Source organism: Agromyces sp. NPDC004153, assembly GCF_053603635.1.
In genome coordinates, this window is record NZ_JBSGFY010000001.1 from 947,607 (window position 1) to 960,518 (window position 12,912).

Here is a 12,912-nt window from a genome sequence, read left to right on the forward strand (position 1 = left end):
GCGTTCAGACCGCCAGCGGACCGACCCGCGGCGGCGTCGACGCGTCGCGGGCGGAGGCGTGCCGCGCACGAGCCCGACCGATGGCGATGATGGCGATGCCGAGCAGGACGAGCGCGAAGAGGATTCCACCGATGTACGTGAAGGCCGACCCGTACCCGGCGAGGTGCGGGTCGAGGAACCCGTAGGGATACCACCACGGCGCGCTGCCGTCGGGGGTCGGTACGCGCTCGCCGCGGGACATGGTGTAGATCGTCCAGATGAGCGGGTACCCGATGATGACCGCGAGCGACCACCACGGGAGTCCGCGGCGTCGGTCGGCGAACAGCAGGTCGAACACGAAGTAGACCGGTAGCACAACGTGCAGCGCCTCGGTGGCCCACGAGTCCATGAAGGCGACCCAGCCGGGATCGGTGGCGGCGATCGGGGCGGGGTCGCCGCGGAGCAGCACGTTGAAGACGATGCCGAGCAGGATCACGGGCCCGGTGACCGCGGCGATCGCCATCGCGATGACGACTGGTTCGGGCGAGTTGCCGGGATGCCGCAGCATCCATCGCGCCGCCATCGTCAGCGCGACGACGCTGAGGATCGAGGACACGATCGTGAACAGGCTGAAGTAGTTCGCCAGCACGTCACCGAGGATCTGACCCTCGCGCATGGCGCGATCGATGTTGACCAGGAGTCCGGCGATGACGCCGGAACTCGCGACGATCGCGGCGGCGACCCTGAACCATACCCAACGCATGAGGCCCCCCAGATTCCACGGGACTGATTCGGGTTGAGGATGTTGTAGTCCGCTTTGCACATGGCCGCATAGGTACTGGCACCACTATTGAGGAAATCTCGCGAGGAAGCGCTGGCCATTGTGGAGTAGCTCCAACGTCACCCCTCGTTCGGGGTCCACCTCACGGCGTCACCCCCGCACAGCTGCCCTGCACAGCCGCGCCTCGTGCTGGGCGGCTGCCGAATACGATGATCGGATGCCTCTCTTCGATCACCTCGGCATCACCGTCGATGACCTGCCCCGCTCCATCGCACAGTTCGATCCCGTGATGCAGGCGCTTGGCTGCACCCGGCAGGACGCCGACAACGGCGTGTCCTGGTACAAGGGCGAGGAAGAGCTGATCCTCTTCCCCGCCCGCGAGGCGGGAAGCGGACCGCACCGGCACGGCCGGGTCGGCTGGCAGCACCTCGCCTTCCCGATCGACTCGCGCGAGGAGGTCGATCGCCTGCACGCGATCGCGATCGACGCGGGCTGGACGGCCGTGCGCGAGCCCAAGCTCTACCCGCGGTTCAACGACCGCTACTACGCGTCCTTCGTCGAGGACGACAACGGCATCCGCCTCGAGTTCATGTACAACCCGCCGCGGCAGCCGGCCTCGGACTGAGTCCCGCGATCGCTACGTTTCGGATTTCCACAGGATCTCCCGGATCGGCCCTTCCTGCGACTTCGACTCGACGAACTCGTATGACGCTCGGACGATCCGGCCGAGCACGGTCAGGTCCACGTCGCTGAGTCGCTTGAGGTAGACGCAGTACCCCGTGCTGGAGTGCTTGCCCAGTTCCGCCAGGAGTTCCGAATGGCGTGCCGTGCCGTCCATCAGGTAGATGGTCAGCTTGCCCTTCCGCGGGTAGAAGCCGATCGTGTGGCCGTCGCCCTCGCGACCGCTGTCGTACCGGTAGTGGTAGGTGCCGAACCCGATGGTGCCGACGTTCCACAGCGTGGGCTCCCGCCCACTGATCCGCTGCATCATCTCGATCAGCGTCATGCTGTCCTCGGCCGTCTGCTGGTCGAGCGAACCGAGGTATTCGTCGACCGAGCGGTCGTTGGTGTCGTTCATTCCGTCTCCGCTCCGTCCGACCGTGAGGGACCCGATCCCTGGACGCTACCCCCTAGGTGACGGTGACGGCGAAGAGCGGCGCCACCACGAGCAGTGAGTCGGCCCGGTCCAGCAGCCCTCCGAACCCCGGCAGCCAGGCGCCGGCATCCTTCACTCCCGCATGCCGCTTCACCATCGAGGCGACCACATCACCGAGGGGGGCTCCGACCGCGGCGGCGAGGAGCAGCACCCAGCTGAACTGCCCCGTGACCACCAGGACGAACGCAGCAGCGACCGCACCGCCCAGCAGGCCGGCGACGGTCTTGTTCGGCGACACCGCGAAGGGCCGCACACGCACCCCGGGGAGCCGTCCGAGGCTCTTTCCGGCTGCCCAGCTCGCCACGTCGGTCAGCGCGACGGTCAAGACCAGCAAGGTCAGGTCCTGATGGATGATCACCAGTTGCGCGGGCGCCCAGACGAGCCACAGCATCCCGAAGACTGCGGCGGTGGCGCGTGGGAGGGCGGACTCCGGATCCCGGCTGAGCACCGGAAGCACTGCTGCGGCGAGCAACGCGAACGGGAGCCAGGTGTTGACCGCGGCCGGGTTCACCGCCGCCAGCACCGGTGCGCCGACTCCAGCGGCGATCAGCACCCAGCGATCCGCGATTCGGAGGCCGGCCAGTGTCACGTACTCGACGATGCACAGGACGCTGACCGCGACGGCCACGATGACCGCACCGACGACGCCGATCGCCTCCGCCGCGCCGACGATCACTCCGATGACCGCCCAGGTCATCCACCTGAGCCGGATGGTCGAGGTGCCGAAGACCAGCACGGGCAGCGCGGTGGCCAGGAGTACGATGAGCCCGACCGTCGCAGGGGCGCTCAACCCCAGCCACGTCATGCGTCGACCAACCGCAGGTGGCGATGGGCTGCTCGAGCTCGGGTCGCCGCCGTCAACGTCGAACCAGCGATGATCACGCCCGAGCCGGCGCCGATCACCGCAGCGACGGGGAACCAGGAGAGCGCGACCGACATGAGGAACACGGTGAGGGTGCGTTCCGTCTTCCCGAACGGTCCACCGTTGATCCTCGGTGCACCGGCAGCGGCTGCAGACAGCGAGATGAAGGTCGGCCAGGATGCGGCGGTCATCGCGACGAGGGCCACCACCAGTGCGGGGACGGAGCCGGACTGCCAGGCGAGGATGCCGAGGGCGGCCAACGGCAGGAGGTCCGAGGCGCGGTCGCCGATCTCGTTGAGGACGAACCCGAAGGGGCGGCTGACACCTCTGGCGCGAGCCACGGCGCCATCCAGGTTCGCACCGGCGAGCCGTCCGACCAGTCCGATGAGCACCAGTGGCCACGATCCGACCAGCAGGCCACCGGCGGCCACGGCGGCGAAGGCCACGCCGATTGCGGTGAAGGCGTCGGGTGACCATCCGCGGTCGACCGCAGCGGTCACGACCCTCCCGAGTTGCCGCGTGAACCACGGCTTCGCCGCGTACAGGCCGCGCATCACGACCACCACCAGATCACGAGGCCGAGCCCGACCGGGAACAACGACAGGCAGATGGCCTGCACGGTGCCGAGGCACGGCTTCAGGTATCGAGACAGCAGGCCGCCCCCGATCCATCCGATGCAGCCGACGATCCCGATGCGAGCGAGCCGTGGAAGCATCGAGGACGCGACTTCGTGCAGCTCCATTCCGAGTGCACCCGCGCTGTGGGCGTACACCTTCACGGGGATGCCGTTGAACATCTGGTGCGCGAACGCGTTCGACGGATCGGTCGCGAGCTCGTACATCGCGGTCTCGTGCATCCGCGCCGTGGTCAACGGAGTGGCCGTGTCGATACCGTGCGACACCAGCCACCACGTGGTGAGGATCCCGGCAGCGGAGGCGATGGCGGATGCCGCGATCAGCATCGGGCCCCGCCACGAGCGTCCGACCGTGCAGACGAGCAGGAGGAGCGGCATCTCCGCGACCAGCGGCCAGAAGATGCCTTCCGCGAAGGCCCAGGCGGTGATCAGCGCCAACCCTGCCATGGCGAACGCCATGCGACGCACGCGAGTCCAGGCTCGGCCAGGACGCTGGGAGGCAGGCGCTTCGATGAGCGTGTCGATGGCCTGGAACGCTACCGCGGATGCCTCCTCCGCATGCCCGTTCTCGACGCTGAACGGTTCACCCCAGCGCACTTCGACCGGCCCGCGGCGAATGAGCCTCCGTTCCGCCGGAAGCAGATCGCCGGCGCCGACCAAGCCGACCGGCAGTACCTTCGCCCCGGATGCCGCGGCGAGCTCGAACGCGCCGCGCTTGAACCCGGAGAGCTTCGGTGTGCGTCGGCGGCTGCCCTCGGGGAACACGACCACGACGACCCCGGCGGCGACCGTCGGAGCGGCCGCGAGCAGGTCCTTCATGCCGTTGCGGTCGCGCCGGATGGGCCAGATGCCGACCAGCCATTTCGCGATGAACTTGTTCCGGAGCCTGCCGAACCAGTAGTCGGCCGCGGCGACGAACCTGACCGGCCGGGACCGACCGAGCGTTGCGAGCAACACCGCCGTGTCCGCATGGGATGCATGGTTGGCGATGACGACGAGCGGCCCGTCGGGAACCGGTGGCTTGCGAGCGAGCGGGACCGGTTCGGCGGCGTCGCCCGGGATCGTCGTCACCCCATCGGTGACGATCGAAAGGATCAGGCCCCAGAGCTTCGATCGCCAGTACGACACGAGGCCGGAGCGACGAACCTGGCGTTCGGTCGGCGGCGCGGGGAGGTGGAGCGAAGCGGTGTCCAGCATGTCGTGACTTCCCGTCATCGTCGGCGAGCACGAATCGCGAGCGAGTGAGGCTCAGACCGGCAGGCCACCGATGCGCGGCCGCGTAGAGACGTCGTGACGAGCGGCGCGCCGCTCCCGAGCCCGACCGATGGCGATGATGCCTGCTCCGAGCAGTACGAACGCGAAGAGGATGCCGCCGATGTACGTGAACGCCGAGCCGTATCCCGCAATGTGCGGGTCGAGGAAGCCGTAGGGATACCACCACGACGTGCTGCCGTCGGGGTTCACGACGCGTTCTCCTCTGACCATCGTGTAGATCGTCCAGGCGAGCGGGTAGGTGACGATGATGGCGAGCGACGACCATGGGAGTCCGCGGCGTTGGCCGGCGAACAGCAGGTCGAGCACGAAGTAGACCGGCAGCACCACGTGCAGCGTCTCAGTGGCCCACGAGTCCATGAACGCGACCCAACCAGGATCTGTGGCGGCGATCGGGGCGGGGTCGCCGCGGAGCAGCACGTTGAACACGATGCCGAGCAGGATCACCGGGCCGGTGACCGCCGCCATCGCCATGGCGATGCCGACGGGCTCGGGCGAGGGCCCGGCATGCCGCCGCATCCATCGCGCTGCGATCAGCAGCACGACCACGCTGAGTATCGACGACACGATCGTGAAGAGGCTGAAGTAGTTCGCGAGCACATCGCCGCGATCCTGCCCCTCGCGCATCGCGCGATCGATGTTGACCAGCAGTCCGGCGACGACGCCTGAGAGCGCGACCATCGCGGCGGAAACCCTGAACCATACCCAACGCATGAGAACCCCCCAGATCGGTGACTGCGTTTCGATTGGGGATGTTGTAGTCCTCACGCGACGCGGCCGCCCGAAGATTGGCACGAGGATTGAGGAAATCTCGACCCGTGGACGCGATCGTTGTGGGATGGCTCTAACGGTGTCAGCACAAAAGAGGACATGCTCTCGCAGACGACCGAGAGCGACGAAACCGCGCGCGCGATGAGCGCCCGCGCCTCGGGAACGAGCTCGGCGACCGGCCCCGATCTGGAGCCACGAGAAGGTGCTCGAACCTGAAGATCGCTGCAGGTCCGGGGCTCTCATCAGCCCAGTACGGAGGTCCTTGTCGAGAACGCCTAGAAGTCCCAGTCCTCGTCTTCGGTGTTGACCGCCTTGCCGATGACGTACGACGAGCCCGACCCCGAGAAGAAGTCGTGGTTCTCGTCGGCGTTCGGCGAGAGCGCCGAGAGGATCGCCGGATTCACGTCGGTGACCGTCTTCGGGAACATCGGCTCGTAGCCGAGATTCATCAGCGCCTTGTTCGCGTTGTAGTGGAGGAACTTCTTGACGTCTTCCGTCAGGCCGACGCCGTCGTAGAGGTCCTGCGTGTACTGCACCTCGTTGTCGTAGAGCTCGTAGAGCAGCGAGAACGTGTAGTCCTTGAGGTCGTCGCGCTTGGCCTGGTCGACCAGCTCGAGGCCTTTCTGGAACTTGTAGCCGATGTAGTACCCGTGCACGGCCTCGTCGCGGATGATGAGGCGGATGAGGTCGGCCGTGTTGGTCAGCTTCGCCCGCGACGACCAGTACATCGGCAGGTAGAAGCCCGAGTAGAAGAGGAACGACTCGAGCAGCGTCGAGGCGACCTTGCGCTTCAGGGGCTCGTCGCCACGGTAGTACTCCATGACGATCGCGGCCTTCTTCTGCAGGTTCTCGTTCTCGACCGACCAGCGGAAGGCGTCGTCGATCTCCTTCGTCGAGCACAGCGTCGAGAAGATCGACGAGTAGCTCTTCGCGTGCACCGACTCCATGAACGCGATGTTGGTGTACACCGCCTCCTCGTGCGGGGTGAGCGAGTCGGGGATCAGCGAGACCGCGCCGACCGTGCCCTGGATCGTGTCGAGCAGTGTGAGCCCCGTGAACACGCGCATCGTGAGCTGCTGCTCCTCGGCGGTGAGCGTGTTCCACGACTGCACGTCGTTCGACAGCGGCACCTTCTCGGGCAGCCAGAAGTTGTTGACGAGGCGGTTCCAGACCTCGACGTCCTTGTCGTCCTGGATCTTGTTCCAGTTGATCGCGTTGACGTGGTCGACGAGCTTGACCTTGCCGCCGTGGGCGGGGTCGTTCTGGGCCGAGTTGACCGGGTCGGTGAGGGTCATGTCAGTTCCTTCTGAACGGATGTCTCGAGCGGATGTCGCGGATCGCTGGTCGCGGGGCTACAGCATGCAGCTGACGCAACCGTCCACTTCCGTGCCCTCCAGCGCGAGCTGGCGGAGCCGGATGTAGTAGATCGTCTTGATGCCCTTCTTCCACGCGTAGATCTGCGCCTTGTTGATGTCGCGGGTCGTGGCGGTGTCCTTGAAGAAGAGCGTGAGCGAGAGGCCCTGGTCGACGTGCTGCGTCGCCGCGGCGTAGGTGTCGATGACCTTCTCGTAGCCGATCTCGTACGCGTCCTGGTAGTACTCGAGGTTGTCGTTCGTCATGAACGCCGCCGGGTAGTAGACGCGGCCGATCTTGCCTTCCTTGCGGATCTCGATCTTCGACGCGATCGGGTGGATCGACGCGGTCGAGTTGTTGATGTACGAGATCGAGCCCGTGGGCGGAACGGCCTGCAGGTTCTGGTTGTAGATCCCGTGCTCCTGGATGGAGGCCCTGAGGTCGAGCCAGTCCTGCTGCGTGGGGATGTGCACGCCGGCGTCGGCGAAGAGCTGCGTGACCTTCGCGGTCTCGGGGACCCACGCGGCATCCGTGTACTTGTCGAAGAACTCGCCCGACGCGTACTTGGAGTCGCGGAAGCCGTCGAACGTCTCGCCGCGCTCGATCGCGATCTTGTTCGAGGCCCGCAGTGCGTGGAACAGCACCGTGTAGAAGTACATGTTCGTGAAGTCGATGCCCTCCTCGCTGCCGTAGAAGATGCGCTCGCGGGCGAGGTAGCCGTGCAGGTTCATCTGGCCGAGGCCGATGGCATGGGACTTGTCGTTGCCGTCTTCGACGGAGCGCACCGACGAGATATGGCTCTGGTTCGACACCGACGTGAGGCCGCGGATGGCGGTTTCGACGGTGCGGCCGAAGTCGGGCGAGTCCATCGTGAGGGCGATGTTCAGCGAACCGAGGTTGCAACTGATGTCCTTGCCGATGTTCGCGTAGCCGAGGTCCTCGTTGTAGGTGGTCGGGGTGTTCACCTGGAGGATCTCGGAGCACAGGTTCGACATGTTGATGCGGCCCTTGATGGGGTTCGCCTTGTTCACCGTGTCCTCGAACACGATGTAGGGGTATCCGCTCTCGAACTGGATCTCGGCGAGGGTCTGGAAGAACTCGCGCGCGTTGATCTTCGTCTTCTTGATGCGCGGGTCGTCGACCATGGCGCGGTAGTGCTCGGTGATGGGCACGTCGCCGAACGGCTTGCCGTAGACGCGCTCGACGTCGTAGGGCGAGAAGAGGTACATGTCCTCGTTGTTCTTCGCGAGCTCGAAGGTGATGTCGGGCACGACGACGCCGAGCGAAAGCGTCTTGATGCGGATCTTCTCGTCGGCGTTCTCGCGCTTGGTGTCGAGGAACCGCATGATGTCGGGGTGGTGGGCGCTGAGGTAGACCGCGCCGGCGCCCTGACGGGCACCGAGCTGATTGGCGTAGCTGAACGAGTCCTCGAGGAGCTTCATCACGGGGATGATGCCCGACGACTGGTTCTCGATCTGCTTGATCGGCGCGCCCGACTCGCGGATGTTGCTGAGCAGCAGCGCCACGCCGCCGCCCCGCTTCGAGAGCTGCAGGGCCGAGTTGATGCCGCGCGCGATCGACTCCATGTTGTCTTCGATGCGCAGGAGGAAGCAGGAGACGAGCTCGCCGCGCTGCGCCTTGCCCGTGTTGAGGAACGTGGGCGTGGCCGGCTGGAAGCGGCCGCCGATGATCTCCTCCACCAGGTCGATCGCGAGTTGCTCGTCGCCCTGCGCGAGGCCGAGGGCGGTCATGACGACGCGGTCCTCGAAGCGCTCGAGGTAGCGCTTGCCGTCGAACGTCTTGAGCGTGTAGCTCGTGTAGTACTTGAACGCGCCGAGGAACGTCTCGAACCGGAACTTCTTCGAGTACGCGAGGTCGTTGAGCTTCTGGATGAACTCGAACGAGTACTGGTCGAGCACCTCCTGCTCGTAGTACTGCTTCTCGACGAGATAGTCGAGGCGCTCCTTGAGGGAGTGGAAGAAGACGGTGTTCTGGTTGACGTGCTGCAGGAAGTACTCGCGCGCCGCCTCGCGGTCCTTCTCGAACTGGATCCGACCGTCGGCACCGTAGAGGTTGAGCATCGCGTTCAGCGAGTGGTAGTCCATCGCGACGGTGGTGCGCGGAGCGTCCATGAGGGCTACGCCGTCTGCTGCTGCCGAGTTCGCCGCTGTGCTTGTTGTGACCAAAATGCGTCCAATCCCTCGTCGACGGCGCGAACGTCGTCTGGTGTTCCGAATACTTCGAATCGATACAGGTGGGGCACGCCCGTCTTCGCGGCGATGATGTCGCCGGCGAGGCCGTAGGCGTTCCCGAAGTTGGTGTTGCCGGCGCTGATGACCCCGCGCAGCAGCGCGCGGTTCTGCGGGTCGTTCAGGAACTTGATGACCTGCTTCGGCACAGCGCCCTTGCCGTCGCCACCGCCATAGGTGGGGACGATGAGCACGAACGGCTCTTCAGCGTGCAGGGCGTCGTCGCGAGCGTGCAGCGGGATGCGGGCCGCAGGGCGGCCGAGCTTCTCGATGAAGCGCTTGGTGTTGCCCGAGACGCTGGAGAAGAAGACGAGATTCGTCATGATGCTTCCTTCGCCGCGTTCCCGTTACTGTTCCGGTTCACTCCGCCAGCGCCGAGTTCACCGGTGGGCCTTACGCGAGCCGCGAGGCGAGTTCGGCGATCTTGTCGGGGCGGAAGCCCGACCAGTGGTCTTCGTCGGTGATGACGACCGGAGCCTGCAGGTAGCCGAGCTCCTTGACGTGCGCGAGCGCCTGCTCGTCTTCGGAGACGTCGAACACCTCGTACTCGATGCCCTTGCTGTCGAGGGCACGATACGTGGCGTTGCACTGGACGCAGGAAGGCTTCGTGTAGACCGTGACCGTCATGGTTTCCCCTCGTTCTCTGTGTTTCTCGAGCTCCGGAGGAGCCCACCCCCGTACTGCTGATTTCGCTTCTTCAATACTACATCTTGTGTCTGCGGAACTGAACCGCCACAACATGCTGTAGTTACATCCGTGTAGTTTTCCACCGCGTTATCCACCGTTCATCCCCAACCGGATGCCCCGGTGATCCGCGGATTCCCGCGGACTCGACCCCGGTTATCCACAGCCCGCCCGCTTCGAAGAAATTCGCCTGTGGACGGATTCCCCGGCGTGTCGCCCGGTGCCCTCGATACGCGCAGTGCGACATCTTGGGGCCCTCGGATGCCGCTACCCCTACATGTGGTGTTGTGCCATTCATGCTGCCACCACCCACCGACATCGCCGCCGGCGCGGCGCGCGTGTCGCGCGGTCGCGGCATCCGTTCACCTGGCCGGCCCGGAATGCCTCGCAGCCCCGATGCAGGAGGAAGCGGCCCTGCGTCGGCGAGTCGGACCGTCCCACGCGGCGAGTCGCCGGATTCTTCCGGCATTCCGTTCGTCGCGCGAACCGCCGCTACGGTTGAGCGCATGCAGATCGCCACCGACGCCTTCGCTGGCGCCGACCGCCTGTCGCCGCGGCGCCGCGACGGCCTCCCCCGCCGACGCCGGCCGTCCTACCGCCTGCTCACGGTCGTGCCCGTGCTCGGCTTCGTGGCGATCCTGCTCCTCGCGACGGGCGCCGACCCCGCCGCGCTCTCCATCCTGGCGGTCGTCGCGATGCTCTTCGTCGGCGGCTGGTTCGTGTCCGCCGCCGTCTCGGCGTCCGGCGGGCGAACCCGCTACGCCGCCCTGCGCGAGGAGGTCGGCCGCGACGGGGTGGCCGTCAGGAGCACGACCTGGGTCGAGGACGGGCGGCCGGTCGCGGCATCCGAGCGCGACGACGGACGCAAGCCGGGCCGACGCCACCAGCTGCTCTCGTTCACAGAGGCGGGCATCGAGCTCCGCGAGCGACCGGTCGGCGGCCGGCGGGGTGCCACGCTCCTCCCCTACGCGGCGATCGACCACGTCGAGGTCGGCACCGCGACGTTCGACGACTGGACCGAGCGCGCCGTGCTCATCGCCGGACGCATCGACGGACGGCACGTCGAGCTCGGCGTCGTTCCGGTCGTCGAGTCCTCGGTGCTGCTCTCGCCGGTGACGGATGCCGCGTACCGCGCGCTCCTCGAACGGATCATCGCGTGCGCCGAGTCGGGTCGCGCGCCCGAGGAGCTGCTCGATCGCGCCACGGGGTGACGCCGCGGGCCCGCACCGCTAGCCTGACGGGCACACGGAAGGATCAGCGATGACCGACTACGTGACCTCGGCCGACGGCACGCGCATCGGATTCGACCGGGTGGGATCCGGCCCGCCGGTGGTGCTCGTCGGCGGCGCGATGCAGTTCCGCGCCTTCGACCCCACGACGACCGAGATGGCCGGGCACCTCGCGCGCCACGGATTCGAGGTCGTGAACTACGACCGACGCGGCCGCGGCGACAGCCCCGCCGAGTCGCCGATCACCCTCGAGCAGAGCCTCGAGGACCTGCGCGCCCTCATCGACGAGCTCACCGAGGGCGCCGACGACGCCGTCGCGCTGTTCGGCAACTCGTCGGGCGCGACCATCGCGCTCGCCGCGGCGGCGGCCGGCCTGCCCGTGTCGAAGCTCGTGTTCTTCGAGGCGCCGCTCGACGCGGAGCTGGGGCACGAGGGCGCCGTGTTCCTCGACGAGCTCCGCGAGCGCATCGCCGCCGGTGATCGCACCGGAACCCTCGAGGTGTACATGGCGGACATGCCGCCCGAGTGGATCGAGGGTGCGAAGCAGAGCGAGGCCTGGACGACCATGCTCGCGATCGCGCCGAGCCTCGAGCCCGACGCCGAATCCCTCGCGTGGACGCAGTCGGCACCCCGCCGCGAGCTCTGGGCGGGCATCACGCAGCCGACCCTCGCGCTCGTCGGCACCGACACCATGGACTTCATGGATGCCGCGGCCGACTCGCTCGTCGCGAACCTCCCCCATGCGGAGAAGCGCGCGATCGAGGCATCCGATCACCGCTGGGAGCCGCGCACGCTCGCGCTCGTGATCGCGGAGTTCCTCGTCGGCTGAGCCGCGCCCCTACGACCCGACCGCGACGCGGTCGTGGATCGGCGCCCCGGTGCTCGCGCGCACCACGAGCTCGGGCAGCGTCGGCGTCGGCATGAGCCGGTCGTCGTCGCCGAGCACGGCGAGCACGCCCGCCATCGCGTCGCGGCCGAGCGCGTCGAAGTCCTGGCGCACGGTCGTGAGGGGCGGCGCGAAGTACGCGGCCTCGGGGATGTCATCGAAGCCCACGACGCTGACGTCGTGCGGCACCGAGCGGCCGGCCTCGGCGAGCGCGTGCATCACGCCGAGCGCCATCTGGTCGTTCGCCACGAACACGGCGGTCATCTCGGCGTCGCGGGCGAGGGCGCGGCCGTGCACGTAGCCGCTGCCGGGCGACCAGTCGCCGGCGAGCGGTTCGCGGGCGGGCAGCCCATGCTCGCCGAGGGCTGCCGACCAGCCGCGGATCCGCTCAGCGGCGTCCATCGCGGCGGACGGCCCGCTGACGTGCCGGATCTCGCGGTGGCCGAGGCCGATCAGGTGCTCGACCGCGAGGCGGGCGCCGCCGTACTGGTCGAGCCAGACGCGGTGCATGCCGCCGCGGTCCTCGGAGGCCACGGCGATGATCGGGACGCCGAGCTCGACCCCGTCGAGCGCGTCGAGGGCGGCTCGCTGGGCCGCGATGAGCACGATGGCCTCGACGTTCTGGCGCACGAGGAGCTCGGCCGCGGAGCGGAGGCTCGGGGCATCCGTCTCGAGCATGCTCGCCGTGATGACCGAGTACCGGGCGTCGCGCGCGGCCTCGTTGAAGTGCAGAGCCGTCGATGAGGGGCCGTAGTCGGGCGCGCCCGTGACGATGAGGCCGAGCGTGCGCGTGCGCCGGGTGACGAGCGCGCGGGCGGCGGGGGACGGCACGTAGCGCAGCTGCTTGATGGCCTGTTCGACCCGTGCCCGCGTCGCCGGGCGCACGTTGGGGAGGTCGTTGAGCACCCGAGAGACGGTCTGGTGGGACACGCCGGCCAGTCGCGCGACGTCGAAGATCGTCGCGACCCTCGCCTTGTCGTCCCGGTCGCTCACCCGCGCTGCGCTCCTGCCCCGCGCTCCTGCGCGATCCTTCTCGTTGATTATCCTGCCGCCGAC

14 protein-coding genes are annotated in these 12,912 nt (G+C 67.5%); 3 read left to right on the top strand and 11 right to left on the bottom strand.

Going from position 1 to position 12,912, the window contains the following annotated elements; translation table 11 throughout:
- Positions 1-4: 4 nt before the first annotated feature.
- Entirely contained in the window at positions 5-742 is a 738-nt protein-coding gene (locus tag ACWEOH_RS04490; protein WP_452028620.1) for a Pr6Pr family membrane protein, read from the bottom strand.
- A gap of 235 nt (positions 743-977) precedes the next feature.
- On the opposite strand from ACWEOH_RS04490, the gene ACWEOH_RS04495 reads away from it, so the two are divergent.
- A complete protein-coding gene (locus ACWEOH_RS04495) occupies positions 978-1,385 on the top strand; it encodes a VOC family protein (RefSeq protein ID WP_452028621.1) in 408 nt (135 codons plus the stop codon).
- Between the two features lie 12 nt (positions 1,386-1,397).
- Here the strand turns inward: ACWEOH_RS04495 and ACWEOH_RS04500 are convergent, their stop codons facing one another.
- The 9 genes from ACWEOH_RS04500 to nrdH form a co-directional block, all read right to left on the bottom strand.
- Positions 1,398-1,838, bottom strand: coding sequence for a DUF1801 domain-containing protein (locus ACWEOH_RS04500; RefSeq protein WP_452028622.1), 441 nt, complete (start codon positions 1,836-1,838; stop codon positions 1,398-1,400).
- Between the two features lie 52 nt (positions 1,839-1,890).
- On the bottom strand, positions 1,891-2,721 hold the full coding sequence (locus ACWEOH_RS04505; RefSeq protein ID WP_452028624.1) for a phosphatidate cytidylyltransferase: 831 nt from the start codon (positions 2,719-2,721) through the stop codon (positions 1,891-1,893).
- Positions 2,718-3,278 (bottom strand): CDP-alcohol phosphatidyltransferase family protein, encoded by a 561-nt coding sequence (locus ACWEOH_RS04510; protein WP_452028626.1) that lies wholly within the window; start codon positions 3,276-3,278, stop codon positions 2,718-2,720. The genes ACWEOH_RS04505 and ACWEOH_RS04510 overlap by 4 nt, the downstream gene beginning before the upstream one ends.
- Positions 3,279-3,331: 53 nt before the next feature.
- Positions 3,332-4,609, bottom strand: coding sequence for a lysophospholipid acyltransferase family protein (locus tag ACWEOH_RS04515; protein ID WP_452028628.1), 1,278 nt, complete (start codon positions 4,607-4,609; stop codon positions 3,332-3,334).
- Between the two features lie 51 nt (positions 4,610-4,660).
- Positions 4,661-5,365, bottom strand: coding sequence for a Pr6Pr family membrane protein (locus ACWEOH_RS04520; RefSeq protein WP_452028630.1), 705 nt, complete (start codon positions 5,363-5,365; stop codon positions 4,661-4,663).
- A gap of 365 nt (positions 5,366-5,730) precedes the next feature.
- Positions 5,731-6,750 carry a class 1b ribonucleoside-diphosphate reductase subunit beta gene (nrdF, locus tag ACWEOH_RS04525; protein WP_148732442.1) on the bottom strand — a complete coding sequence of 340 codons (1,020 nt, stop codon included), beginning with the start codon at positions 6,748-6,750 and terminating at the stop codon, positions 5,731-5,733.
- 57 nt (positions 6,751-6,807) lie between these two features.
- Complete coding sequence (gene nrdE, locus ACWEOH_RS04530) at positions 6,808-8,940, bottom strand: class 1b ribonucleoside-diphosphate reductase subunit alpha (protein ID WP_452028632.1); 2,133 nt, start codon at positions 8,938-8,940, stop codon at positions 6,808-6,810.
- A gap of 5 nt (positions 8,941-8,945) precedes the next feature.
- Positions 8,946-9,380, bottom strand: a complete 435-nt coding sequence (nrdI, locus tag ACWEOH_RS04535) for a class Ib ribonucleoside-diphosphate reductase assembly flavoprotein NrdI (protein WP_452028634.1) — start codon at positions 9,378-9,380, stop codon at positions 8,946-8,948.
- 70 nt (positions 9,381-9,450) lie between these two features.
- Complete coding sequence (gene nrdH / locus ACWEOH_RS04540) at positions 9,451-9,684, bottom strand: glutaredoxin-like protein NrdH (RefSeq protein ID WP_148732445.1); 234 nt, start codon at positions 9,682-9,684, stop codon at positions 9,451-9,453.
- A gap of 563 nt (positions 9,685-10,247) precedes the next feature.
- On the opposite strand from nrdH, the gene ACWEOH_RS04545 reads away from it, so the two are divergent.
- Both ACWEOH_RS04545 and ACWEOH_RS04550 read left to right on the top strand, forming a co-directional pair.
- Positions 10,248-10,952 carry a hypothetical protein gene (locus ACWEOH_RS04545; protein ID WP_452028635.1) on the top strand — a complete coding sequence of 235 codons (705 nt, stop codon included), beginning with the start codon at positions 10,248-10,250 and terminating at the stop codon, positions 10,950-10,952.
- 49 nt (positions 10,953-11,001) lie between these two features.
- The gene (locus ACWEOH_RS04550; protein WP_452028637.1) at positions 11,002-11,799 is read left to right on the top strand and encodes an alpha/beta fold hydrolase; all 798 of its coding nucleotides are present in this window, start codon (positions 11,002-11,004) and stop codon (positions 11,797-11,799) included.
- A 9-nt stretch (positions 11,800-11,808) separates the two neighbouring features.
- Here ACWEOH_RS04550 and ACWEOH_RS04555 read toward each other — a convergent pair whose 3' ends face one another.
- Positions 11,809-12,849: a LacI family DNA-binding transcriptional regulator gene (locus ACWEOH_RS04555; protein ID WP_452028638.1), complete on the bottom strand. Its 1,041-nt coding sequence runs from the start codon at positions 12,847-12,849 to the stop codon at positions 11,809-11,811.
- Positions 12,850-12,912 lie beyond the last annotated feature (63 nt).

Coding starts and splice junctions, on each gene's coding strand:
- nrdF (WP_148732442.1), bottom strand. CDS start 6,750: ATGACCCTCACCGACCCGGTCAACTCGGCCCAGAACGACCCCGCCCAC.
- nrdH (WP_148732445.1), bottom strand. CDS start 9,684: ATGACGGTCACGGTCTACACGAAGCCTTCCTGCGTCCAGTGCAACGCC.
- ACWEOH_RS04550 (WP_452028637.1), top strand. CDS start 11,002: ATGACCGACTACGTGACCTCGGCCGACGGCACGCGCATCGGATTCGAC.
- nrdI (WP_452028634.1), bottom strand. CDS start 9,380: ATGACGAATCTCGTCTTCTTCTCCAGCGTCTCGGGCAACACCAAGCGC.
- ACWEOH_RS04495 (WP_452028621.1), top strand. CDS start 978: ATGCCTCTCTTCGATCACCTCGGCATCACCGTCGATGACCTGCCCCGC.
- ACWEOH_RS04520 (WP_452028630.1), bottom strand. CDS start 5,365: ATGGTCGCGCTCTCAGGCGTCGTCGCCGGACTGCTGGTCAACATCGAT.
- ACWEOH_RS04505 (WP_452028624.1), bottom strand. CDS start 2,721: ATGACGTGGCTGGGGTTGAGCGCCCCTGCGACGGTCGGGCTCATCGTA.
- ACWEOH_RS04500 (WP_452028622.1), bottom strand. CDS start 1,838: ATGAACGACACCAACGACCGCTCGGTCGACGAATACCTCGGTTCGCTC.
- ACWEOH_RS04545 (WP_452028635.1), top strand. CDS start 10,248: ATGCAGATCGCCACCGACGCCTTCGCTGGCGCCGACCGCCTGTCGCCG.
- ACWEOH_RS04515 (WP_452028628.1), bottom strand. CDS start 4,609: ATGCTGGACACCGCTTCGCTCCACCTCCCCGCGCCGCCGACCGAACGC.
- ACWEOH_RS04490 (WP_452028620.1), bottom strand. CDS start 742: ATGCGTTGGGTATGGTTCAGGGTCGCCGCCGCGATCGTCGCGAGTTCC.
- nrdE (WP_452028632.1), bottom strand. CDS start 8,940: ATGGACGCTCCGCGCACCACCGTCGCGATGGACTACCACTCGCTGAAC.